Origin of the sequence: Micromonospora sp. WMMC273 (genome assembly GCF_027460285.1) — a bacterium.
In the GTDB taxonomy this organism is placed as follows: domain Bacteria; phylum Actinomycetota; class Actinomycetes; order Mycobacteriales; family Micromonosporaceae; genus Micromonospora; species Micromonospora aurantiaca.
Map to the genome: position 1 here is coordinate 2,821,206 of NZ_JAPZBE010000001.1, position 22,624 is coordinate 2,843,829.

General features: G+C 74.1%; 23 protein-coding genes and 1 pseudogene. 8 read left to right on the forward strand and 16 right to left on the reverse strand.

Going from position 1 to position 22,624, the window contains the following annotated elements:
* Positions 1–111: 111 nt before the first annotated feature.
* From O7611_RS13105 to O7611_RS13115, 3 genes are all read left to right on the forward strand, one after another.
* Positions 112–1,227 carry a WD40/YVTN/BNR-like repeat-containing protein gene (locus tag O7611_RS13105; protein WP_194802424.1) on the forward strand — a complete coding sequence of 372 codons (1,116 nt, stop codon included), beginning with the start codon at positions 112–114 and terminating at the stop codon, positions 1,225–1,227.
* Positions 1,224–1,520 carry a MoaD/ThiS family protein gene (locus O7611_RS13110; protein ID WP_135240025.1) on the forward strand — a complete coding sequence of 99 codons (297 nt, stop codon included), beginning with the start codon at positions 1,224–1,226 and terminating at the stop codon, positions 1,518–1,520. Before O7611_RS13105 ends, O7611_RS13110 begins: the two co-directional genes overlap by 4 nt.
* A 143-nt stretch (positions 1,521–1,663) precedes the next feature.
* A complete protein-coding gene (locus O7611_RS13115) occupies positions 1,664–3,583 on the forward strand; it encodes a beta-propeller domain-containing protein (protein ID WP_194802425.1) in 1,920 nt (639 codons plus the stop codon).
* A 50-nt stretch (positions 3,584–3,633) separates the two neighbouring features.
* On the opposite strand, the gene O7611_RS13120 is transcribed toward O7611_RS13115, so the two are convergent.
* From O7611_RS13120 to O7611_RS13160, 9 genes are all read right to left on the reverse strand, one after another.
* A complete protein-coding gene (locus O7611_RS13120; RefSeq protein ID WP_194802426.1) occupies positions 3,634–4,248 on the reverse strand; it encodes a hypothetical protein in 615 nt (204 codons plus the stop codon).
* On the reverse strand, positions 4,245–5,597 hold the full coding sequence (locus O7611_RS13125; protein ID WP_269696903.1) for a hypothetical protein: 1,353 nt from the start codon (positions 5,595–5,597) through the stop codon (positions 4,245–4,247). The genes O7611_RS13120 and O7611_RS13125 overlap by 4 nt, the downstream gene beginning before the upstream one ends.
* The gene (locus O7611_RS13130; protein ID WP_194802428.1) at positions 5,594–6,391 is read right to left on the reverse strand and encodes an ABC transporter ATP-binding protein; all 798 of its coding nucleotides are present in this window, start codon (positions 6,389–6,391) and stop codon (positions 5,594–5,596) included. Before O7611_RS13130 ends, O7611_RS13125 begins: the two co-directional genes overlap by 4 nt.
* A 73-nt stretch (positions 6,392–6,464) precedes the next feature.
* Complete coding sequence (locus tag O7611_RS13135; RefSeq protein WP_194802429.1) at positions 6,465–7,280, reverse strand: zf-HC2 domain-containing protein; 816 nt, start codon at positions 7,278–7,280, stop codon at positions 6,465–6,467.
* The gene (locus tag O7611_RS13140; protein ID WP_269696904.1) at positions 7,277–7,861 is read right to left on the reverse strand and encodes an RNA polymerase sigma factor; all 585 of its coding nucleotides are present in this window, start codon (positions 7,859–7,861) and stop codon (positions 7,277–7,279) included. The genes O7611_RS13135 and O7611_RS13140 overlap by 4 nt, the downstream gene beginning before the upstream one ends.
* A gap of 64 nt (positions 7,862–7,925) precedes the next feature.
* Positions 7,926–9,092: an SGNH/GDSL hydrolase family protein gene (locus tag O7611_RS13145; RefSeq protein WP_269696905.1), complete on the reverse strand. Its 1,167-nt coding sequence runs from the start codon at positions 9,090–9,092 to the stop codon at positions 7,926–7,928.
* A 74-nt stretch (positions 9,093–9,166) separates the two neighbouring features.
* Positions 9,167–10,006 (reverse strand): sugar phosphate isomerase/epimerase family protein, encoded by an 840-nt coding sequence (locus tag O7611_RS13150; RefSeq protein WP_269696906.1) that lies wholly within the window; start codon positions 10,004–10,006, stop codon positions 9,167–9,169.
* Entirely contained in the window at positions 10,003–11,166 is a 1,164-nt protein-coding gene (locus tag O7611_RS13155; protein ID WP_269696907.1) for a dihydrodipicolinate synthase family protein, read from the reverse strand. The genes O7611_RS13150 and O7611_RS13155 overlap by 4 nt, the downstream gene beginning before the upstream one ends.
* The gene (locus O7611_RS13160; RefSeq protein WP_269696908.1) at positions 11,163–12,314 is read right to left on the reverse strand and encodes a Gfo/Idh/MocA family protein; all 1,152 of its coding nucleotides are present in this window, start codon (positions 12,312–12,314) and stop codon (positions 11,163–11,165) included. Before O7611_RS13160 ends, O7611_RS13155 begins: the two co-directional genes overlap by 4 nt.
* Positions 12,315–12,417: 103 nt before the next feature.
* On the opposite strand from O7611_RS13160, the gene O7611_RS13165 reads away from it, so the two are divergent.
* Together O7611_RS13165 and O7611_RS13170 are read left to right on the forward strand one after the other, a co-directional pair.
* Positions 12,418–13,437, forward strand: coding sequence for a LacI family DNA-binding transcriptional regulator (locus O7611_RS13165; protein WP_135240037.1), 1,020 nt, complete (start codon positions 12,418–12,420; stop codon positions 13,435–13,437).
* Positions 13,438–13,467: 30 nt separating this feature from the next.
* Positions 13,468–13,731, forward strand: a pseudogene (locus O7611_RS13170) (pyridoxamine 5'-phosphate oxidase family protein); the annotation flags it as partial.
* Positions 13,732–13,758: 27 nt separating this feature from the next.
* On the opposite strand, the gene O7611_RS13175 reads toward O7611_RS13170, so the two are convergent.
* Both O7611_RS13175 and O7611_RS13180 read right to left on the reverse strand, forming a co-directional pair.
* On the reverse strand, positions 13,759–14,379 hold the full coding sequence (locus O7611_RS13175) for a class I SAM-dependent methyltransferase (protein WP_194802436.1): 621 nt from the start codon (positions 14,377–14,379) through the stop codon (positions 13,759–13,761).
* 73 nt (positions 14,380–14,452) lie between these two features.
* Positions 14,453–15,397, reverse strand: coding sequence for a sugar phosphate isomerase/epimerase family protein (locus O7611_RS13180; RefSeq protein WP_194802437.1), 945 nt, complete (start codon positions 15,395–15,397; stop codon positions 14,453–14,455).
* 147 nt (positions 15,398–15,544) lie between these two features.
* Between O7611_RS13180 and O7611_RS13185 the strand changes: the two genes are divergently transcribed.
* Entirely contained in the window at positions 15,545–15,958 is a 414-nt protein-coding gene (locus O7611_RS13185; protein WP_194802438.1) for an NUDIX hydrolase, read from the forward strand.
* Here the strand turns inward: O7611_RS13185 and O7611_RS13190 are convergent.
* Together O7611_RS13190 and O7611_RS13195 are read right to left on the reverse strand one after the other, a co-directional pair.
* Positions 15,955–16,845, reverse strand: a complete 891-nt coding sequence (locus O7611_RS13190) for an arginase family protein (protein WP_194802439.1) — start codon at positions 16,843–16,845, stop codon at positions 15,955–15,957. The two genes, O7611_RS13185 and O7611_RS13190, sit on opposite strands and share 4 nt — an antisense overlap.
* 22 nt (positions 16,846–16,867) lie before the next feature.
* Positions 16,868–17,599, reverse strand: a complete 732-nt coding sequence (locus O7611_RS13195; protein WP_269696909.1) for a class I SAM-dependent methyltransferase — start codon at positions 17,597–17,599, stop codon at positions 16,868–16,870.
* Positions 17,600–17,678: 79 nt separating this feature from the next.
* On the opposite strand from O7611_RS13195, the gene O7611_RS13200 reads away from it, so the two are divergent.
* Positions 17,679–18,146, forward strand: a complete 468-nt coding sequence (locus O7611_RS13200) for a hypothetical protein (protein ID WP_269696910.1) — start codon at positions 17,679–17,681, stop codon at positions 18,144–18,146.
* An 18-nt stretch (positions 18,147–18,164) separates the two neighbouring features.
* On the opposite strand, the gene O7611_RS13205 is transcribed toward O7611_RS13200, so the two are convergent.
* The 3 genes from O7611_RS13205 to O7611_RS13215 form a co-directional block, all read right to left on the reverse strand.
* Complete coding sequence (locus O7611_RS13205; RefSeq protein WP_269696911.1) at positions 18,165–18,983, reverse strand: ribonuclease HI; 819 nt, start codon at positions 18,981–18,983, stop codon at positions 18,165–18,167.
* Between the two features lie 33 nt (positions 18,984–19,016).
* Positions 19,017–19,853, reverse strand: a complete 837-nt coding sequence (locus tag O7611_RS13210) for a hypothetical protein (RefSeq protein WP_269696912.1) — start codon at positions 19,851–19,853, stop codon at positions 19,017–19,019.
* A 68-nt stretch (positions 19,854–19,921) separates the two neighbouring features.
* A complete protein-coding gene (locus O7611_RS13215) occupies positions 19,922–20,494 on the reverse strand; it encodes a DUF4352 domain-containing protein (protein ID WP_269696913.1) in 573 nt (190 codons plus the stop codon).
* A gap of 99 nt (positions 20,495–20,593) precedes the next feature.
* Here O7611_RS13215 and O7611_RS13220 point away from each other — a divergent pair, with 99 nt between their 5' ends.
* The gene (locus O7611_RS13220; RefSeq protein ID WP_269696914.1) at positions 20,594–22,498 is read left to right on the forward strand and encodes an N-6 DNA methylase; all 1,905 of its coding nucleotides are present in this window, start codon (positions 20,594–20,596) and stop codon (positions 22,496–22,498) included.
* Positions 22,499–22,624 lie beyond the last annotated feature (126 nt).

Here is a 22,624-nt window from a genome sequence, read left to right on the forward strand (position 1 = left end):
CCACAGGCCGTCCGACCAGGAAATGTCGTAGCCGGGGAGTACGACAGCGATGAGTTTCGGTGAGCCGCACGGTCATTGCCGGGAGAACCCCCTCGGACGAGAGGACGAGACATGAGCGGCATACGAGTACTTGTCGGCACGCGCAAGGGCGCGTTCATCCTGACCTCGGACGGCAAGCGTGACGACTGGACCGTCGGCGGACCGCACTTCGGCGGCTGGGAGATCTACCACCTGACAGGTTCACCAGTCGAACCGGACCGGCTGTACGCGTCCCAGTCCGGCGGCTGGTTCGGGCAGCTGATTCAGCGCTCGGACGACGGCGGCCGGACGTGGACGACGGCCGGCAACGACTTCGCCTACAGCGGCGAGGTGGGGCAGCACCTCTGGTACGACGGCACCCCACGGCCGTGGGAGTTCAAGCGGATCTGGCACCTGGAGCCGTCCCGCCACGACCCCGACACCGTGTACGCGGGCGGCGAGGACGCCGCCCTCTACCTGACCACCGACGGCGGCCAGAAGTGGTCCGAGCTGACCGCCCTGCGGCAGCATCCGACCGGCCCGTCCTGGCAGCCCGGCGCGGGCGGGATGTGCCTGCACACGATCCTCCTCGACCCGGCCGACCGGGACCGGATCTACGTGGCGATCTCGGCGGCGGGCGCGTTCCGCAGCGACGACGGCGGCGCGAGCTGGCTGCCGATCAACAAAGGGCTGCGCTCGGGCGAGATCCCGGACACCGACTCCGAGGTCGGGCACTGCGTGCACCGCCTCGCCCAGCACCCGTCCCGGCCGGACACGCTGTTCATGCAGAAGCACTGGGACGTCATGCGCACCGACGACGCGGGCGCGAACTGGCGGGAGGTCAGCGGTGACCTGCCGACGGACTTCGGTTTCCCGATCGCGGTGCACGCGCACGAGCCGGAGACGGTCTACGTGGTGCCGATCACCAGCGACTCGCTGCACTACCCGCCGGAGGGCAAGCTGCGCGTCTACCGCAGCCGCACCGGCGGCGAGCACTGGGAGCCGCTGACCGAGGGCCTGCCGCAGTCGCACTGCTACGTCAACGTGCTGCGCGACGCGATGGCCGTCGACACGCTCGACCCGTGCGGCATCTACTTCGGCACCACCGGCGGGCAGGTCTACCACTCGGCCGACGGCGGCGACACCTGGGCGCCGATCGTGCGGGACCTGCCGGCGGTGCTCTCGGTCGAGGTCCAGGTGCTGCCGTGATCCGGGTGGTGCTGCCGGCGCACCTGAAGAACCTGGCGCACGTCGCCGGCGAGGTACGCGTCGAGGTGGCCGGGCCGCCCACCCAGCGGGAGGTGCTCGACGCGCTGGAGACCGCGTACCCGATGCTGCTCGGCACGATCCGCGACCGGCACAGCGGGCAGCGCCGGCCGTTCGTCCGCTTCTACGCCTGCGAACTGGACCTCTCCAACGAGTCCCCGGACGCTCCGCTGCCGGAGGAGGTGGTCGCCGGCAAGGAGCCGTTCATCGTGCTCGGCGCGATGGCCGGCGGCTGAGCGGCGCGACCGGCGGTCGCGCCGCGCGATCGGGTGTCGAGCGGCACGGCCGGCGGTTGGGACGGCGCGATCGGGAACCGCGCCCGTCACCGCCACGTCTGACCGGCATGACAGGTCACGGACCCCGGACGCTTGGATGGACGATGGCCGCCGCGCTGGCTCTCGCCGGCTGCACCGCGTCACCCCCGGCCGCCGAGCCGCCGGCCGCCGGCCCGCCCGCCGGGCAGGTCGTGCCGGCCGGCGGGCTGCGGCTGGTGGCGTTCGACGGCTGCGACGAGGCGCTGCGGCAGCTCCGCACGGCCGCGAAGGCGGCGGTCGGCCCGTGGGGCTTCGGACCGGACGTCCTCCGGCAGTTCAGCGCGGAACGGGCGACGGCGCTCGGCGGCGCCGCCAAGGATGCGGGCGCGGCGGCCTACTCCGGCACCAACGTGCACGAGGCCGGTGTGGACGAACCGGACATGGTCAAGACCGACGGGCGGCGGATCGTCACTGTCACCGGGGGCGTGCTGTCGGTGGTCGATCCGGCGAGCCGCCGCGTGACCGGCCGGCTGGCGCTCGATCCCGACGCCGAGCGGTTCGCCGGTGACGAGGGGAGCCTGCTGCTGCACGGCGACCGGGCGCTCGTGCTGCTGCACGCGGGCCGGATCGTCAAGGGCCCCGTACCGGACGGGCAGACCCGCCCGGGCAGGACCCCGCAGGCCCGGCTGGTCCTGCTGGACCTCGCCGGACCGCCCCGCGTGGTCGGGGAGTACCGGATCGACGGCCTCCTGGTCGACGCCCGCCAGTCCGGTACGACCGCCCGGGTGGTGATCCGGTCCACGCCCCGGCTCGACTTCCCCTTCCGCTCCGACCGTAAGACCGACGCCCAGCGGATCGCCGCCAACCGGGCGATCATCGACAAGGCCACGCTCGACGACTGGCTGCCCCGCTACGAGATCCGCGACGGCGTGCGGACCGTCGGCACCGGACGGGTGGGCTGCGACCGGGTCAGCCGGCCGACCGGCTTCTCCGGCGCCTCGATGGTCACGGTGCTCAGCTTCGACCTGGGCGCGTCCGCGCTCGACGCCGGTGACCCGGTCACCGTGGTCGCCGACGGTGAGACCGTCTACAGCAACGGCCCGCGCCTCTACGTCGCCAACGACCAGCGCTGGCGGACGTGGCGTGGCGCGCCGTCCGGGGCGCGTGACGCCGGCACCGAGATCTACCAGTTCGACACCGCGGGGGCCACGCCACGCTTCGTCGCCGCCGGGTCGGTGCCCGGCTGGCTGATCGACCAGTACGCGTTGTCCGAGTGGGACGGTCACCTGCGGGTCGCCACCACCACCGGCGACACGTGGAGGCGGGAGAGGTCCTCCCAGTCCGGCGTCTACGTGCTGCGCGCCGACGGGGCCACGCTGAAGCGGGTCGGCGCGGTCACCGGCCTCGGCAAGGGCGAGCAGATCTTCGCGGTGCGGTTCGTCGGCGGCACCGGATACGTGGTCACGTTCCGGCAGACCGACCCGCTGTACGGCGTGGACCTGCGCGACCCGGCCGCGCCCCGGGTCACCGGCGAGCTGAAGATCAACGGGTACTCGGCGTACCTGCACCCGGCCGGCGACGGCCGCCTGATCGGCGTCGGCCAGGACGCGACCGGCCAGGGTCGGGTGACCGGCACCCAGGTGTCGCTGTTCGACGTGGCCGACCCGGCCCGGCCGGCCCGGATCGCGCAGCACCACATCCCCGGCGGCTGGTCCGAGGTGGAACACGACCCGCACGCGTTCCTGTACTGGGAGCCGGAGCGTCTGGTGGTGCTCCCGGTGCGGCAGCCGGGCGTGGTCACCGACCGCGCCGACGGCACCAGGCGTGCGCCGTCCGGCGGGGTGCTGGCGCTGCGCGTCGGCGACAAGGGCTTCACGGTGGCCGGGGCCGTCGACCACCCGGGCGCCCTGGACGACGGCCGCGAGTGGGCGCCGATCCGCCGCTCGCTGATGATCGACGGCGTGCTCTGGACGGTCTCCGACGCCGGTCTCAAGGCGACCGCCCTGGCCGGCATGACCACCCTGGCCTGGGTGCCGCTGACCTGACACCGGCCGGACCTCGCCGCGCGCGTGGGCGCGCGACGAGGTCCGGCACGTCACTGTTCCAGCGCCGCCTCGGCCGCCGCGACCTGTGGCCCCACGCGCAGCGCGTACGCGACGACGCCGCCGAGGAGGAAGGTCGCCGCGGTGACGGCGGCGATCCGGTTGCCCGGCTCCTGTGCCATCCACAGCGCGACCTGCCGCCATTTCGGCCCGCCCGGCGCGGCCAGCAACGCGCCCAGCGCGGCCCAGGCGGTCGGCACCTGCCAGGCGGCCCGGGCGCCGGCCAGCGCTGCGCCGAGCCCGACCAGCCCGATCAGGCCGGCCGTGTCGCGGGCCAGCACTGACAGCGGCCCGAAGTCGGCGCCGAGCACGCGGGCGGCGGCCAGCAGTCCGACCACCAGTGCGCCGTACCCGATCAGGTGCCCGGCCCGGCGCGGCGCCCACTGCCACGCGGCGGTCCGCTCCAGCGCCGGGTCGGTGCCGGCGAGCGTCGGCCCGAGCGGCGCCACCGCCAGCGCGGTGGTGAGCACGGCGAGCCGGGCGGGTACCTCGGGACGGTCGGTGAAGGCGGACCAGGAAAGAGCCATCACGGCGACGGCGACTGCCGATCCGGCCAGGGCGGCGGGTATCCGGCGGGACCGCACGTACAGCGGCAGCCAGCGGGTCACGGCGCGGCCCGTCCGGTGAGCGCCGGCATCAGGTCCGGCTCGCACCGCGCGGCCGCGTCCCGCAGCGCGGTGACCCGCCGCAACTGCTCCGGGGCGGGCAGGGCGCGCAGCTGCCGCACCCCGGCCCGGATCTCGTCCTGCTGCTCGTCGGCGTACCGGTATCCGGTCCAGGAATCCCACAGCCGTACGGTCTCGGCGTCGAGCAGCCAGGCCGCGGCGATCGCCGGGGCGATGTCGTCGCCGCTGCGCCCGCAGCCGGACCAACCGGTGCCGCCGCCCAGGGCGATGCGCTCGGCCACGTCGGCGACCCGGCCGGTGTCCGGGTCGATCTCCAGGAGGAACTGCACGGTGTCCGGTGCCGGCTTGGGCCGGTGCCACTGCTCGCTGTCGTTGCTGCCGATGGTGTCCAGCCGCAGTTCCACCGCGCGGGTCGGTGCGTTCGGCAGCTTCGCCAGCGCGTCGAGCCCGCGGCGGGCCTCGGGAGTGATCTGGGGCAGCAGGTGCGCGTTGATCGCGGTGACGCACACCTGCGGCGTGCCGTCGGCGCAGACGTAGCGGCGCGCAGACTGGTCGAGCTGCCAGATGCCGGCCGGACCCGGTGCGCTGATCAGCAGGAGTCCCGCGACACCGGCGGCGAGGCTCGCCGCCGCGCCGGCCCGGAGCGGCCACGACCGGCCCGCCGTCAGCAGCAGTCCGGCGAGGACCAGCCCGACACCCAGCGCCAGGCGGCTGAGCAGCAGCCGGTCGGACAGCGTCTCCCACGGCGTGTCCGGCGGCCAGGAGATCATGAGGGACGCGTTCGTCAGCCGGCTACCGGCCGGACCGCCGAGCATGGCGGTGCCCTCCTGCGCCACCAGGCCGGCGGCGGCCAGCAGCGGCGGCAGCAGCGGTGAGGACCACAGCCGGCCCGCTGCCACACCGACCCAGGCCGCGCCCACCAGCACCAGCACGTCGATCAGCGGCCCGGCGAGTCCGCGTACGCCGAGGTAGGTGCCGCCGGTGGCGATCACCGCCGCGCTGGCGGCGACCACGAGCAGGTGCGCGGCGGCGGCGGCGACGCCGAGCGCTGTCATCGCCGGCAGCGCGCGCTGCCAGCGGGGCCGGCCGGTGCTGTTCATCAGCTCGTCGGCGCGGGTACGGCGGTCCCGGCGGCCGAGCACCGCGCCACCGGCGAGCGCGAGCGGCATCAGCAGGAAGACGTTGGAGGCGTGCACGTAGCCCAGCCGCAGCCACTGTCCCTGCCAGAAGTCGTACATGCTGGCGGTGCCGATGACGCCGACGGCGATCAGCAGCACCGCCACGACCGGCGCGTTGGAGCGGCGCAGTTCGACGCGTACCTGTCGGATCATCGGGCGCTCCGGTGCTGCTGGAGGAGGTACGAGTAGCCGCGCTCGGCGGCGCTGTCGCCGACGCCGCCGGTCTCGCCGTGGCGGACCAGGTCGGCGGGCAGGCCCTGGAACACGCGGGCGCCGTGATCCATCAGGATGACGTCCGAGCAGGCCGCCACCACGTCCTCCACCAGGTGGGTGGAGACCAGCACGCAGGCGTCCGCGCCGAGTTCGCGGATCAGTTCACGGAACTCGACCCGCTGTTCCGGGTCGAGGCCGACTGTCGGTTCGTCGAGCAGCAGCAGGTCCGGTTCGTTCACGATCGCCTGGGCGATGCCGGCGCGGCGCAGCATGCCGCCGGACAGCGACTTGAGTTTGGCGTCGGCCCGGTCGGTGAGGCGTACCCGTTCGATGGCCCGCTGGGCCGCGCCCGGCACCGCCGAGGCCGGCATCTCCCGCAGCCAGGCCACGTACTCGACGTACTCCCGCACGGTGAACCGGGGGTAGTAGCCGAACTGCTGCGGCAGGTAGCCGAGCCGGCGGCGCACCGGCCGCAGCTCGCGGGTCGTGGTGGCGTCCGCGCCGAGCAGCCGCAGCACTCCGGCGTGCGGCTTGACCACAGTGGCGAGCGCGCGCATCAGCGTGCTCTTGCCGGCGCCGTTGGGGCCGAGCAGCCCGTGCACGCCGGCACCGAGTGTCAGGCCCAGGTTGTCGACGGCCAGGTGCCGCCCGGCCTTCACCGACAGTCCCACCGCCTCGATCCGCCAGGCGTGCCGGGTCGGCGCCACCTCGTCGGCGCTCACTGCGCGTACCAATGTCGTCTCCTTCTCGGGGCAGGGTGATCCGCGGCACCGTCGGGGCGCCGTGGCGTGGTTCCGGGGGCCGGCGTCAGCCGGCGGGCCGCCGCAGGTGTTCGGCGCGCAGCGTGGTCAGCACTGTGAGCACGACGGCGGCCGCCGCCCAGGCGGGCATGGTCGCGGGCCGGAGCAGGGCCTCGGTCGTGGCGGCGGCGCGGGCCGCGTCGGCGGCGCCGGTGAACGACATGGCCGCGACCGCTGCGAGCCAGCCGCCGCCGAGGAGCGCGGCGGCCAGCGGCACCCCGACGCGGCTGCCGAGCAGCAGCGTCGCCGCGGTGAACGTCAGGCAGGGCAGCAGCCACAGCGCGGGGTTGCGGCCGACCGCGAACCCGGCTATGGCGAGCACCGGCGCCACCAGGAGCAGAACCGCGAGGGTACGGCGAAGCAGCAGCTCCAGCCCGGCGCGGGCGGTGCCGGCGACCACCTCCCAGTTCGGGTTGGCGCGATGTGACCAGGCCACCGCGAGCCCCGCGAGCGGCGCCACCGGCGCGAGCAGCAGCACCGCCGAGGGCTGCTCCGGAAAGTTGCGGTCCAGCAGCACCGCCGCGAGGATCGCCGTGCACGTCATGGCTGCCCAGGCCAGCATCGACCAGTCGGTCCAGCGCAGCCACCACCGTCGCAACGGGCGCCGGCGCACCGGCTGCGGCCCGGTGCGCGCCTGTTCCAGGATCGCCTCCCGGGCGTCGCCGAGCAGCGCCCGCAGTGGCGGTGCGGCCAGGTCGCCGAGCCGGTCGCGGCACTCGGCGCAGCCCTCCAGGTGCACCTCGATCGTCCAGGCGGCGGCGTCGTCGTCGGGGCCGCCCGCCGCGTACGCGGCCAGTGCCGGCGGGGGAACGTGAGCCGTCATGCCAGTGCCTCCCGTAGCGCGTTGCGGGCACGCCGCGCCCGGCTCTTCACGGTGCCCTCCGGCACCCCCAGCAGGACGGAGGTCTCCCGGACGGTCAGTCCGTCCAGGACCATCGCGGCGAGCACCGCCCGCAGTTCCGGGGCCAGCGCGTCCAGCGCGGCTCCCACCTCCGAGCCGAACGACCCGGCGAGCGCCTCGTCCTCGGCGGCCGGCGAGCTGCGCACCGGCAGGATGTCGGTCGGCACCTCCTGCACCCGGGCGCGGCGGCGCAGCGCGTCGACCAGGCGCCGGGCCGCGATGGTCCAGATCCAGCCGGCGGCCGAGCCGCCCGGCGCGTCCGCGCCACCGGAGCGCCGCAGCCCGCTGAACGAGCCGGCGGCCCGCCACACCGTGAGGTACGTGTCCTGGAGGACCTCGGCCACGATGCCGTCGTCGGCGCACCGCCGCCGCAGCCGGATCGCGAGCCACGGCGACGTACGCCGGTACAGCTCGTCGAACGCGTCCAGGTCGGCGCGCGCGACCCGCCGCAGCAGCCGCTCCTCGTCCTGTTTGCTTCCTCCCACGCCTAGATGGTCGATCACGGACCCTCCGACGGATCACGGCGCGGCGTGACCTGGGTCACACCACGCCGTGGGTAGGTGTCCGTCACTCCGCCGCGGCGAACGGTCCCTTCGGTCCGAACGCCAGCGCGGCGAACCGCTCGCCGATGCGCCGGTCGGCGGCCGGGTCGGGGTGCAGCTCGTCGGGCAGCGGCAGCTCGGCGTAGTCGGCCTCGCCGTACAGCTCCAGCCCGTCGAGGTAGTGCAGGTTCGGGTCGGCGCCGGCCCGGGACGCCACGATCCGGGCCAGTTCGGCGCGGATGACGCGCAGCGAGAGCCGGCCGGATGCCACGTCGGCCGGGTCGCCGGTGGCCCGGAACCGCACCTTCCCGTCGACGAGGTCGACTGCGCCCGGGCCGGGCGTGTCCTCCTGGACCGGGCACAGGATCGACGACACGACAAGCAGCGGGGTCTCCGGATGCCCCTCGCGGATGGTGTCCAGGAAGCCGTGCACGGCGGGACCGAACGCGCGCAGCCGCATCAGGTCGGCGTTCACCACGTTGATGCCGATCTTGATGCTGATCAGGTCGGCCGGGGTGTCGCGCATCGCCCGCGCGGTGAACGGGTCGAGCAGCGCGCTGCCGCTGAACCCGAGGTTGACCAGCTCCACGCCGGCGAGCGTGGCGGCGATCGCCGGCCAGGTGCCGGTGGGGCTCTCCGCGTCCGAGCCGTGGCTGATCGAGCTGCCGTGGTGCAGCCACACCCGGCGGCCGTCCCTGCCGGCCGGCTCGACCGGCGCGTCGGTGCGCAACGCCACCAGCTCGGTGATCTCTCGCTGCGGCAGCCAGATCACCACCTCCTTGTCGGTGGCGGGCAGGCCGGTGAAGCGCACCGTGGCGACCGGACCCGGCTCGACGCCGGACGTGCCGGTGGCCAGGTCGACGGTGAGCACCTTGCCGCCGTCGGCGGTGGCCTGACCGGCGAGGTGGCCGTCGACGACCAGGTCGTAGCGGCCGTCGGGACGCGGCCCGGTGCCCCGGTAGACCATCTTCATGGGCAGCACGTCCAGTTCGACTGTGGTGGCGCGGGTCCGGAACGCCAGCCGTACGCCCGACGGCATCGCCTCGGCCATCGTCAGCTGCGGGTCGGTGTTCTGCGCCCGGGCCCACGCGGGCAGCCGGTGCGGCAGCACCCCGTCCGCTGTCCGTTCCAGGTCGAGCGCGCCGCGCAGCAGGTCGGTGGTGATCGGGGTGATGAGGTGCGGGGATGCCATGATCCCGATCCTGCCCCCGGATCCGGGGGGCCGGCCACCTGATTTATCCGACAGGCCGGACTCGTGACTCTGGGTCAGTCCGTGAGCACCAGATCCACGTACCGGGCGGTCATGGTGGCGAGGACCAGGTCCGGGTCGGTGGCCCACACCTCGGCGTTGAAGATCTCCACCTCGACGTCACCGGCGTATCCGGCGGCCTCCACCGCGCGGCGCAGCGGCGGGAAGTCGATGTGCCCGTCGCCCATCATGCCGCGCCCCAGCAGCACGTCGGCCGGCAGCGGGGTGAGGAAGTCGCACACCTGGAAGCTCGCGATCCGTGCCCCGGCGCGGGCGATCTGCCGCCACACGTCCGGATCCCACCAGACATGGAAGGTGTCCACCACGACGCCGACCTGCTCGGCCGGGAACGCCTCGGCCAGGTCCAGCGCCTGCCCGAGCGTGGACAGCACCGCCCGGTCGGCGCAGTACATCGGGTGCAGCGGTTCCAGCGCGAGGCGTACCCCGCGCTCGGCCGCGTACGGCGCCAGCGCGGCCAGCGCGTCGGCGACCCGCTGCCGCGCGCCCGCCAGGTCGCGGGAGCCGGGCGGCAGGCCGCCGACGACGAGCACCAGGCAGGCGGCGCGCAGCTCGGCGGCCTCGTCGATCGCGCGCCGGTTGTCCGCGAGAGCCGCGGCCCGTCCGGCGGCGTCGGCAGCGGTGAGGAACCCGCCCCGGCACAGCGACGACACCCGCAGCCCGGCGTCCGCGACGAGCCGCGCGGCGGCCGGTACGCCGATCTCCGCCACCGGCTCGCGCCACAGCCCGATCGCCGGGATGCCGGCGCGCACGCACCCGTCGACCGCCTGCGCCACCGACCAGCGCTGCGTGGTGCGCTGGTTGAGCGACAGCCGCGCCAGCCGGGGATCGGCGGTCATCCGGGCACGCCCGCGACGTCCAGGTACGCGCGCATCCGCCGCGCCGCCAACTCCGGGTCACCGAGCAGCCCGGCGGCGTCGGCCAGCCGGAACGCCTCCACCAGGTGCGGGACGCCGCGCCCGCCGTGCAGACCGCCGAGCATGGTGAAGCCCGGCTGCCGTCCGTTGAGCCAGGACAGGAACGCGATGCCGGTCTTGTAGTACGGCGTGGGCGGGGCGAACAGGTGCCGGGACAGCGGCACCGTCGGGTCGAGGATCGCCCGGAACCCGGCCCGGTCGTCCGCGTCGAGCCGTTCCAGCGCGGCCGACGCGGCCGGGGCGATGGCCGCGAACGCGCCGAGCAGCGCGTGGCTGAACCGCTTCCCGTCGCCCTCGATCAGCTCCGGGTAGTGGTAGTCGTCGCCGGTGTAGACCCGCACGGCCGGTGGCAGCAGCTCCCGCAGCCGCACCTCCCGGGCGGCGTCCAGCAGCGACACCTTCACCCCGTCGACCAGGCCGGCGTGGGCGTGCACCAGCGCCGCGAACGTCGCGGTGGCCTCGTCCAGGTCGGTCGAACCCCAGTAGCCGGACAGCGCCGGGTCGAACATGTCGCCGAGCCAGTGCAGCACCACCGGCGCGCCGGCCTCCCGCAGCACCCGCTCGTAGACGCGCAGGTAGTCGTCCGGGCCGGTGGCGAGCGCGGCGAGGTGCCGGCTGGCCATCAGCACCGGCGTGGCACCGCACTCCTGGACCACGGCGACCTGCTCGGCGTACGCGGCGACCACCTCGTCGAGCGTGCCGGGGACACCGGTGAGCTGGTCGGTGCCGGCCCCGGCGACGATGCGCCCGCCGCAGGCGGCGGCCTCGGCGGCGCTGCGCCGGATCAGCTCCCGCGTGGCCGCCCAGTCCAGCCCCATCCCGCGCTGCGCCGTGTCCATCGCCTCGGCCACACCGAGGCCCCACGACCACAGGTCACGCCGCACCGCGAGCGTCGCGTCCCAGTCCAGCCCCGCCGGGCGGCCGGGGGAGTTGTCGGCGTACGGGTCGGCGACGACGTGCGCGGCCGCGTACGCGATCCGGCCGGCCGGTGGCCCGGACGGTCGTCGCCACGCGGGTGGTTCGCGCAGCGTCAGCTTCTCGGTGCCGCCGTCCGGTGTGGGCAGCGTGATGTGCTTGCTCACCGAGGGATCTCCTCGATCGTCACCCGCCGCCCCTCGCGGGCCGAGCGCAGCCCGGCCTCGGCGAGTTGCACGCCGCGCGCACCGGCGAGGAAGTCCCACGGGAACGGCTCGTCGTCGACGACGTGCCGCAGGAACGCCTCCCACTGCACCTTGAACGCGTTGTCGTGCTCGCCGTTGTCCGGCACGGTCTGCCACTGCGCGCGGAACGGCTCGGTGACCGGCAGGTCGGGGTTCCACACCGGCATCGGGGTGGCGCCGCGGTGCTGGATGCGGCAGTCGCGCAGCCCGGCCACGGCACTGCCGTGCGTGCCGTCGACCTGGAACTCGACCAGTTCGTCCCGGTGCACCCGGACCGCCCAGGAGGAGTTGACCTGCGCGACGATCCCGCCGGCCAGTTCGAAGATGCCGTACGCGGCGTCGTCGGCGGTGGCCCGGTAGCGGGTGCCGGACTCGTCGACGCGTTCGGGGATGTGCGTGGCGGTGACAGCGGTGACGGCGGTGACCGGGGCGATGATCTGCTCCAGCACGTAGTGCCAGTGCGGGAACATGTCCAGCGTGATGCCGCCGCCGTCCTCGGCGCGGTAGTTCCAGCTCGGACGCTGCGCGGCCTGCCAGTCGCCCTCGAACACCCAGTAGCCGAACTCGCCGCGCACGGACAGGATCCGGCCGAAGAAGCCGCCGTCCACGAGCCGCTTCAGTTTGCGCAGCCCGGGCAGGAACAACTTGTCCTGCACGACGCCGTTGCGGACGCCCTTTGCCTCGGCGAGCCGGGCCAGCTCCAGCGAGGCGAGGAACCCCTCGGCGAGCGGCTTCTCGGTGTAGACGTGCCTGCCGGCCTCGATCGCCGTCCGGATCGCCTTCTCCCGCGCGGTGGTCACCTGCGCGTCGAAGTAGATCTGGTGGGCGTCGTCGGCGAGCGCCGCGTCCAGGTCCGTCGTGTACGCCGTCAGTCCGTGCCGGGCGGCGATGGCGGCGAGCCGGTTCTCGTCGCGGCCGACGAGGGTCAGCTCGGGCCAGATGCGGCTGCCGTCGCGGGCCGGCACGCCGCCCTGCTCGCGGATGGCGAGCAGGGACCGGACGAGGTGCTGCCGGTAGCCCATCCGGCCGGTGACGCCGTTGAGGATGATGCCGACGGACGTGCGTTCCACTGGGCCTCCCCGCAGGTGAATGCGCTTTCAGTAAGCGCTTTCAGGGTGCTACCGTAGCCACGCCGGAACACCGGGTCAAGACGTTCCGCAGGGAGACGCATCGATGTCGCACGTGACGCTGGAAGACGTGGCCAGAGCGGCCGACGTCTCCCTGGCCACCGCCTCCCGGGCACTCAACGGCAGGCGCGTCACCCCGCACCTGCACGACCGCGTCCTGGCCGCCGCCGCGCGCCTCGCGTACACCCCGAACGCCCACGCCCGCGCGCTGGCCGGCGCGTCCCGGCGCAGCGTCGGCGTGGTCTGCCACGACGTCACCGACCCCTACTTCGCCGCCGTCGCCGGCGGCGTCATGCGGGTCGCCGCCGACAACGACCTGCTGGTCATGCTCGCCAGCACGTTCCGCGACCCGGAACGCGAGATCGCGTACGTGTCGATGCTGCGCGCCGAACGTGCCCCGGCGATCCTGCTCATCGGCTCCGGCTTCGAGGATCCCCGCTGGGAGCGGGCGATGGCCGCCGAGCTGGCGCCCTACCTCGACGGTGGTGGCCGGGTCGCGGTGGTCAGCCGGCACCGCACCCTGAAGGTCGACAGCGTGCTGCCGGAGAACCGGGCCGGCGCCGCCGAACTGGCCCGCACGCTGCTGGGCCTGGGGCACCGTCGCTTCGCGGTGCTGTCCGGTCCGCCCGAGCTGACCACCGTCGCCGACCGGCTCGGCGGGTTCCGCGACGAACTGGCCGCCGCCGGTGTGGCGCTCGACCCGGGCGCGGTGGCCGAGGCGGCGTTCACCCGCGACGGCGGCTACCGGGCGATGACCGAGCTGCTCGACCGCGGGCTCGACGCCACCTGCGTGTTCGCGTGCACCGACGTGATGGCCGTCGGCGCGTACGCGGCGCTGCGCGACCGCGGGCTGTCGGTCCCCGGCGACGTCTCGGTCGCCGGCTTCGACGACATCCCTGTCGTGCGCGACCTCACCCCGCCGCTGACCACAGTGGCGCTGCCGCTGCACCGGCTCGGCGAGGAGGCGATGAAGCTGGCCCTGACCGAGAACGCCGGCCGCCGCCGCCGGATCGTGCGCCTGCCCGGCGAGGTGGTGCTGCGCGCCAGCACCGCGCCTGTGGCCTGAGCCCGGCCGGTGGGGTGCCGTCATGATCGAGGACGCACCGCGCCGCTTGTCGGCCTGGCCAGCAGCCGCGGCGCCCAGGTGTTCGGCACCGCCCGGGTACTCGGCCCGGAGCACCCCGACCGGGCCCGCCACTGGGCCGCGTTCCGCTGGGAGAACGAGCACGCCGAGCGGGGCCGGTCGCTGTCCGAGCCGCCCGAGGACCCGCTCGTCGTGATCGAGGCCGACCGGATCGTCTACACCGAACACTGGCTGCGCCGCGAGGGCTACGCCCCACGCCAGCACTGGCGTCGCTGACACCGCTGGCGCCAGGCGGCCGGAACATTACGGGCCGGCGGGGGAGCGGGTGGCGCGGAGCAGATTCCCGGCCAGGCGCAGGTCCGCGCCGCCGACCCGGGCGAGCACGTCGATCGGCTCGATCGTGACGTGCGTCCAGAGCGGTGCGGGGAAGGCCGCGCGCAGCGTGTCCGCGTCCAGGCCCCAGCCCTCGCCCGCGTCTGGCGACACCGCCAGCACGAACACCGCGCCGCCGGGCGCGGTCAGGCGCGGCAGCAGAGCCAGGTAGTCGCGTACGGCAGCGCCCCGCCGGTCCAGCGAGTGCAGCAGCCCGGAGTCGAACACCGAGTCGTACGGCACCGGCGGCACCGGGATCCGGGTCGCATCGCACACCTCGAAGCGCACCGGCAGACCCGCCGCAGCAGCCTTGGCCCGGGCCTGGCCGATCGCCACCGGTGAGATGTCGACGCCTGTCACGTCGTGGCCGCGGCGAGCCAGCGCGAGCGCCAGCTCACCGGTGCCGCAGCCGACGTCGAGCACGCGCGGGCCGCGTACCCCGGTGTCGAGGACCGCGGCGAGCGCCGGCTGCGGGCCGCCGATCTCCCAGGGCGGGCGCTCGGCGTCGCGATAGAGGCGGTCGTAGTGGACGTCGTCCGGCTCGTCGGTCATCGCGTACCCCCTCGGTCGGCGCGGCCACCCCCGAGCGTGTCACGTCCGGCGGCGATCAGTGCCCCGCCGGGGGTCAGAACCGCAGGCGGCGCAGGTAGCGGTAGCCGACGGCGGCGGTCTGCTGCGGCGTCACATCAGGGGTGTCGTTCTCCACGATGTACTCCATCACCTGGTGCCCCCGGAAGATCCGCGCGAAATCGATCATGCCGGTGCCCAGGTCCGCCATGTCGCCGGTGGCCGGGTCGCGGTCCTTGACGTGGTACTGCAACACCCGCTGCGGCGCCGAGCGGATCACGTCGAGCGTGAAGCCCTCCGGGTCGTCGACACCCTCGCCGGAGGTGATGCCGCCGGTGACCGCCCAGTAGATGTCGATCTCCAGGTGGACCAGGCGCGGGTCGAGTTCCTCGGTCAGCACGTCCCACGGCCGCCGCCCGTTGCCGAAGTCGATGGTGAACTCGTGCGCGTGGTTGTGGTAGCCGTACCGCAGGCCCGCCCTGCGCGCGGCGGCGGCCTCGACGTTCATCTGCTCCGCCCAGCGCTTCCAGTCGTCCTCGCGGTCGGAGTTCAGGTACGGCACCACCATGAACCGCTGGCCCAGCGTCCGGGCGTTCGCGATCTTCTGGTCCAGCGCGGCGGCGTCGGCGGCGATGCCGTCGTGGCTGGAACTGGCCTTGATGCCGATGCCGTCCAGGAACCGGCGCAGCTCCCGCGCGGTACGGCCGAAGTAGCCCAGCGCCAGCTCGACCCGCGGGTAGCCGATGCGGGCCAGGTGCGCCAGCGTCGCGTCGTAGCCGGGCGAGCCGTTGAGCGCGTCGCGGACCGTCCAGAGCTGGAGACTGATCAGTTCCTTGGGCACCGGGCGCCGGCCGTGATGGTGCCCGCCGCCGGCCTGGGCGGCAGTCGCGCCGAGCCCGGTGGCGAGCCCGATTCCGGCCAATGCCGCCAGAGAGCCGCGCAGCAGGTCGCGCCGGTCCAGCGACTGCCGCAGCGCGGCCTGTCCGTCGAATCCGTAGCACATGGTCGTACTCCTTCGTCGCCTGTGCGCCGACGCTACAAAAGCCATGTTCATATGTCTATGGCTTTCGATGCTCCGAATCGAACTTTCGATCTGCATGGCAGAAAGTCGGGACTGCGCATCGCCAGTGCCGCGTGGCAGGCTCAGGACGTGGCCGCATACGACGTCGCTCTCGTCCTGCTCGTCGACCCGACCGGCGCGATCCTCATGCAGCACCGCGACGGCAACACCTCGGTGTCGCCGTACCAGTGGGGCCTGCCCGGCGGCAGCATCGAGCCCGGCGAGACACCGGAGCAGGCCGCCCGCCGCGAGCTACGCGAGGAGACCGGCCTGACCGCCGGTGAGCTGCACCTGCTGTGGAGCGGCCCCCGCCCGCACGAGGACGGCTTTCCGCACGCCGTCACCGTGTACGTGTTCCGCGGCGCCACCGACGCCCGGCAGGAGGACGTGGTGCTCGGCGAGGGACAGGCGATGGTGTTCGTGCCCCGCGACCAGGTGCTCGACCGCGAGCTGGCGGTGAGCGCCGCCAAGGTGCTGCCGATGCACCTCGCGGAAACCGCCTAGCGCCCGGTCAGCGCCCCGGCGAGCACGCCGGCGAACCGAGGGAGCAGCTCGTTGTCGGGCAGATGATCCGGGTTGATCTCGGTGACCGACAACCCGGCGAACCGCGGGCTCGCCACCAGCTCCGCCAGCGTCGCCGCCGCCTCGTCCAGGCTGAGCCCGAACGGCTCCGGCACGTCCGCCAGCGGCGCGTCCACGAAACTCAGCACGTCCACGTCGAAGTGGACCACGAACCGGTCGGCCGCGCCCTCGGCAACCGACCGGGCCCGGCGCGCCGCCGCCCGCGCGTCGGCGTGCACCTCGTCGGCAGGCACGTACGCCAGCCCCAGCTCCGCCACCAGTTCCCGCTCGTGGTCACCCCGGGGCAGCGAGTCCCCGTACACCACCACCCGCTCCGGCGACAGCAGCGGCACCGCCGGCCCGACACCGGCCACCTCGGGCAGCGTCCCCGGCAGGCCCAGCATGTGCGCCAGCCCCATCGCATCAAGGTTGCCGTTGGCGCGGGTCTCCGGCGTGTAGAGATCCGGGCCGCCGTCCACGTACACCAGCGCGGGCGACAGCCCGGCCCGCGCGCAACCGGCGACCAGGCCGACGGTCACCGTGCAATCGCCGCCGAGCACCAGCGGCGCGCGCCCCCGGCCCAGCGCCGCCGCGACCCGGTCGGCCACCGCCGAGGCGACGGCGGCCACCGCGCCCGCGTTCTGACCCCTGGGGTACGCCGGATCCGGCCGCCACCGGAAGCCCGGCACGTCACCGGCGTCCTCGACGTCGGCGCCCAGCAGGTCGAGCAGGCCGGCGGCGCGCAGGGCGGCGGGTGCGCGCTCGATGCCGGGGGTGTGGGCACCGGCGCTCGACGGCGCCCCGACGACCGTCCACTGACGATGATCCATCGCCCCACCTTAACCGCGTGTTTCAGCGCAGCACGAGCAGATCCAAGGCGTCGACGACCGGGCGGTCGACCGTCCTTGCTGCCTCGCGTAGCCGCTGGACGCCGGCGGCGTACTCCGCATCGGTGATGAGCTGAAGCGGCGTGTGCGCCTCCCGGCGCAGACCGGCCGCCGCCTCCCGCAGCGAGGGTGCGGTGACCTGCGGGACCGCCTCGACCGCCGCGGTGGCGAAGCCGGCGGCGGCGAAGGCGGCCCCGACGTCGGCGATGCTCGGGTACGTGTCGAGCACGCGGATCGCCTCCGGGAAGTAGTCGAACAGCGTGATCGCCTCGTGCCGTCCGGCGAACGCGGACCGGACGAGCACCGGGGCCCCGGGCCGCAGCACCCGGCGCAGCTCGCGTGCCGTCGCGGCCAGGTCGGGCACGTGGTGGATGACCGTGGACAGCCAGGCGCCGTCGACACTGCCGTCGGCCAGGGGGATGTGCCCGGCGTCGCCTGCGACGAGTAGCGCGAACATGCAGCGGGCGCGCATCGCCGCCGAAGGCTCGACGGCGACGACCTCGATGCCGGGGAACCAGTCGGTGAACGCGCGTGCCCAGCTACCGGTCCCGGCGCCCAGGTCGAGCAGTCGCATGCCCGGACGCGGGGTGAGGTGCCGGGCGACGGCGGCCCGCCAGGCCGTGAGACCGTCGTCGGTGAGGTGCCGGGTCGCGGCGAACGCCTCGGCGTCGGCGTCGTGGTACGCGATGCGGGCCATACTCGACAGCCAACTCCCCGGCGGGCCGCCGGGGCAAGAGACTGTGGCGGATCGGGCTCGGCTTCGGAGAGGGGTAGGGGTGCGGTATCGGATTCACTTCGAGGCCGAGCTGCCGGCGGATGCCGTGCGTGCGTTCCTGCTGACGGAGTACGGCGTCGCGCCGGAGAGCGTGTACGTCGGGCGGGTCGAGGACCGGGCCGTCGACGACCCACGGCCGGTGGCGATGCTCACCCCGCCCGATGCGGACGAGGGATTCGGCTGGATCCTCACCGGTGACACCGAGCTGGCCGCCGCCACCGGCCACGGCGAGCGCGATCTCGCGGTCACTCTCGCCCGCGAGTTCGGCGTACGGGCGCTCGTCGACGACGGCGGCGTCCATCCTGACCGGTGGGTGCTGGTGAGCGCCGACGGCAGCAGCGGCCGGGTGCTGACCGACCCCGACGCCGCCGCCGACGGGGACCTGCGGATCGTGCACGCGCTCGAACCGATCAGCGGGGAGCCGCAGCTCGCCGTCGTACCGCCACCGGACTGGGCCCGCGACTGGTGACGCGCCCGGGGTGAGAGGTCAGCGGACGAGGCTGGCGTGCCAGTCCCGCAGGAACGCCTCGGCCAGCGCCCGCGCCCGAGGGCGTACGTCGAAGCTCTCCCCGACCCGGCGCCGGGCCATGTGCGACAGGCCGTCGGCGGCCTCGTTGAGCGCGTGCCCGCTGTGCGCCTTTACGTGCTGGAAGGTCAGGTCCGGGCGCCGGCTGACCTGGTCGGCAAGACGTACCAGCGTCGGCCGGTCGGCCCAGCGGCGCCGGCGCAGGCTGTACCCGGCCGGCATGTCCGCCACCTCGCCGGACTGCCAGCGGTGCAACCACCGCAACGCGGAGAGGCTGTCCACCAGCACCGTCATCGCCGGCGGCGGGTCGTCGTACGCGGTGAGCAGGAAGTCCACCGCCCGCAACTCGTTGATCAGCACACGGGACGCGCCGGTCGGGTCCAGACGGCCCGTGCCCCGGCTGCGCAGCCCGTACCGGCCGTCGCTCACCACGTACCCGATGCCGCCGGCACGGCCCTTCCAGCTCGCGTCGGTCGCGGCGACGACCGGCGCAGACGCCGTCGCCCACCGCTGGACCTGCCCACGTCCCCGTTCCGGCTCGGGGCGTGGCCGGCAGTCGGTGCCGTGCTCCTCGGCGAGACGGGTGGCGTTGTCCAGGAGCTGTCCGGCCGAGGCGAGCTGGTCGTAGTGCGCCGCGGTCAGGGCGAGGGTGACCGCGTCGCCGATGCGCTGGCACTGCGGGCAGGTGGTGCGGAAGACGTAGCGGCGCAGCGGCAGGGCGCGCTCGTACAGGGGTGCGGGCAGCAGGCTCAGGGCGTGGCGGAACTCGTCGGGTCGCATGGTGTCTCCTGACGGGCGGGGGAGGGCGGACGGTCAGGCCGGTGCGAAGGTCCAGTTGCCGTCGGCGGTGATCTGCACGAGCGCGGGCGTGGTGAGCGGGCGGACCCCGGAGTAGGCGCCGATCTCGTTGACGAGCAGGCCGCCCTCGCCGTCGTCCAGCGAGTACGCGTGCACGACGAAGTTGGACGACCCGCGCCGGTGGGTGATCCGAACTGCGGTGGCGTCGCCGCCGAGCAGCAGCACGTCGTCACCCTTGCCGGACGCCCTTCCGGTCTCCGACGTGGTGGCCAGCTGCGCGACGGTGCCGATGGTCAGCGTCCACGAGCCGCTGGCCTCGATCTCGAACTGCGTGGTCAGCGAGCCGTCCTCCAGGTTGATCCACCGCTTGCCGGTGTAGGAGCCGATCTCGTTGACGAGCAACCCGTCGCCGTCGCTGGTGAGGACCGTGTTGCTGCTGCACCGGCAGGTGAACTTGACGACCGCGAGGTCGGTCAGGTCGGGGATGCGCACCACGTCGTCGCCGCGTCCCTTGACGACCTTCGGCTTCGGGGTGGGCGACGGAGCCGGCGGCTCGGTGGTGGCCGGCGCGGCCGAGGTTGGCGCGGCGGTGGTCGGAGCCGCCGTGGTGGGCGCGGCGGACGGGGACGCCGAGGCGGGGGCGGCGCTGCGCTGAGCAGCGGTGACCGGCTGCGCCTTCTCGTCCTCGGTGAGCGCGCCGGCCAGGACGACGCCGCTGATCGCGAGCGCGAGCACGACGCCGCCGGCGACGAGGGGACGCGCGCCTGCGGGGCGGTTCGCCGCGGCGGGCGGGGTCGGCATCGTCGCGTAGCCGGTCGGCTCGGGCGGCGCGGGCTGGGTCGGGTCGGACATTGCGGTTCCTCTCGGTTGGGGGGTGCGGGACGGGGGTGGGACCCGTCCCGCCGCGGCTTCCGGTCAGGTCAGCTCAGAGAGACGGTCACGCCGCCGGAGAACGGCGAGTCGTGCAGCTCCAGGCGGGCGAGCTTGACGTCCTTCGGGATGTCGAAGACGACCACGCCGGTGACCTGGTTGCCGGGGTTGATGTCGTTGAGGAACGTCTCGGCGTTCTTGTTGGCGTAGAGGGCGGCCGAGCCGTCGGCGGAGTACTCGGTGCCGTTGGCGGCGTACGCCTTCTGGCTGCTGCCGTCGAACATCTGCGACTCCTTGCCGATGTTCTTCACATTGAGCGTGACCAGGCAGAACTGGCCCTGCGCCTTGGCGCCGAACGCCGACGAGCCGACCTTGCTGACGCCGCACTTGGCGGACTTGACGGTGAACTCGAACTTGCCGTCGCGCGCCGGCTGACCGATCTTCGCGGTCTTCGGCTTGTCGTCGCTCTTGCCGGCGTCCGCCTTGCCGCCGTCGGTGTCGGCGGCGGTCGCCTCGGTGCCGGATTCCGCCTTGCTGCCGGTGGTGTCCTCGGCGGTGCCGGCACCGCAGCCCAGGGCGACAAGGGCGCCGGCGGTCAGGGCGAGCGTGGTGGTCTTGCGCATCGTTTTCCTCCTGCTGTGAACGTGGCGGCGTCAATGAGAGCATCATCTGTGAACCGTGTCAACAAGCATGATGCTTGACATGTGTGACACACTCCGAACGTGCAGGAGACACCGACAATCACCGCAGCGGAGATCGCCCGGCTCGCCGGTGTCGGCCGGGCCGCCGTCAGCAACTGGCGCAAACGGCACGGCGACTTCCCCGACCCGGTCGGCGGCAGCGCCACCAGCCCGGAGTTCGACCTCGCCCAGGTCGAACGCTGGCTGCACGCCCAGGGCAAGCTCCCGGAACTCGCCACCGCCGACCGGCTCTGGCGGCATCTCGCCCCGGCCGGCGCCTCACCGGCCGCCGGACTCGCCGCCGTCGGCGCCCGGCTGCTCACCCGGCAACGCGGCCAACGCCCCACCCGCCCGGCAGACCCGCAGCTCAAGGCGCTGGCACCGGACATCGACGCGCTCGCCGACGAACTCGGTCCGCAGGGCGCCTTCGACGCGCTCTGGCAGCGCTTCTCCGCCCCCGGACCGGCCCGCCCGCACGCCACCCCCGACGACGTGGCCGACCTGATGGCCGGGCTCGCCGCCGTCGCGGGCGGCTCCGTCCTCGACCCCGCCGCCGGCACCGGCGCCACACTGCGCGCCGCCGTCCGCGCCGGCTGCACCTCCGCGTACGGGCAGGAACTCGACCCCGACCTCGCCCGGCTCGCCGGACTGTGGCTGGCGCTGCGCGACGTACCAGGCGAGGTGAGCACCGGCGACTCGCTGCGCGCCGACGACTACTCCGGACGCACGTTCGACGCGGTCGTCTGCCACCCACCCTTCGGCGCCAGCAACTTGGGCGACGAGGAACTCGGCCACGACCCCCGCTGGATCGTCGGCACCACCCCACGTACCGAACCGGAGCTGGCCTGGGTCCAGCACGCGCTGGCCCACCTGCGCCCCGGCGGCCACGCCGTACTCCTCATGCCCCCCGCCGTGGCCGGCCGCCGGCCCGGCCGCCGCATCCGCGCCGAGCTGCTGCGCCGCGGCGTGCTACGCGCCGTCATCGCGCTGCCGCCGGGGGCAGCCGCGCCGCACGGCGTACCCCTGCACCTGTGGGTGCTGCGCCGCCCACCGGCCGACGCGCCGCCACCGGCGCGGACGCTGCTCGTCGACGCCGCCACCGGCGACCACACCCGCATCCTCGACACCTGGCGGTTCTTCGCCAACGACGGCGACATCGACGAGCCCGGCTACGCCCGCGCCGTCCCGGTCATCGAACTGCTCGACGAGGAGATCGACCTCACCCCCGCGCGTCGCCAGCCCGCCGTCGCGGGCGAGGCGACAGGCGAACATCTGGTACGCACACGCGAGCGCCTCGCCGCCGTCGTCGCCGACCTACCCACGTTGATGCCGCAGGTCACGCCAGCAGCCGACGAGGGTCAGGGAGAGTTCCTCACGGTCGGCGAGCTGGTCCGGGCCGGCGCGTTGCAGCTTCTGGGGCCAATCCGAGGCGCTGCCTCCGGCGAAGACGGTGGGCCGGCCGGTGACGGGAGACCAGTGCTGACCGTGCCGGACGTGCTCGGCGGTGGCGAGCCCTCGGGCCGCGACGACGGGCGACTTGGGCAGGAGATCGCCCTAACGACCGGGGACGTGGTGGTGCCGATGATCGCGCGGCAGCTCACCGCCCGGGTGGTGACGGCGGAGGGTGCGCTGTTGGGGCGCAACCTGTATCTGCTGCGGCCGAATCCGGCGGCGCTGGATTCGTGGTTCCTTGCCGGGCAGTTGCGGACGTCGACGAATGAGCGGCAGGCGTCGAGCTTGTCGGGGACGCTGCGGTTCGACGTGCGGCGGGCGCAGGTGCGGCGGGTGTCGCGGGAGGAGCAAGAGGCTTACGGGGAGGCGTTCCGGCGGCTGCACGCATTCGAGTCGGCGCTGCGGCAGGCGGCGACGCTCGGGGCGGAACTGGTGCAGCTCACCGCCGACGGGCTGGCCCGTGGCGCGGTCTGCCCCGCGGACGGGCCAACGTGATTCCCCGGCGGACATTCCTTCCGTCAGATATCCGACGCGGGGGCGGCGCTTCGGTGACAGATGCGGAAGCCTGCGGGCCGGTGGCCCGCCGTGCATCCTCCGCCTGAGACGACACGCTGACGCTCG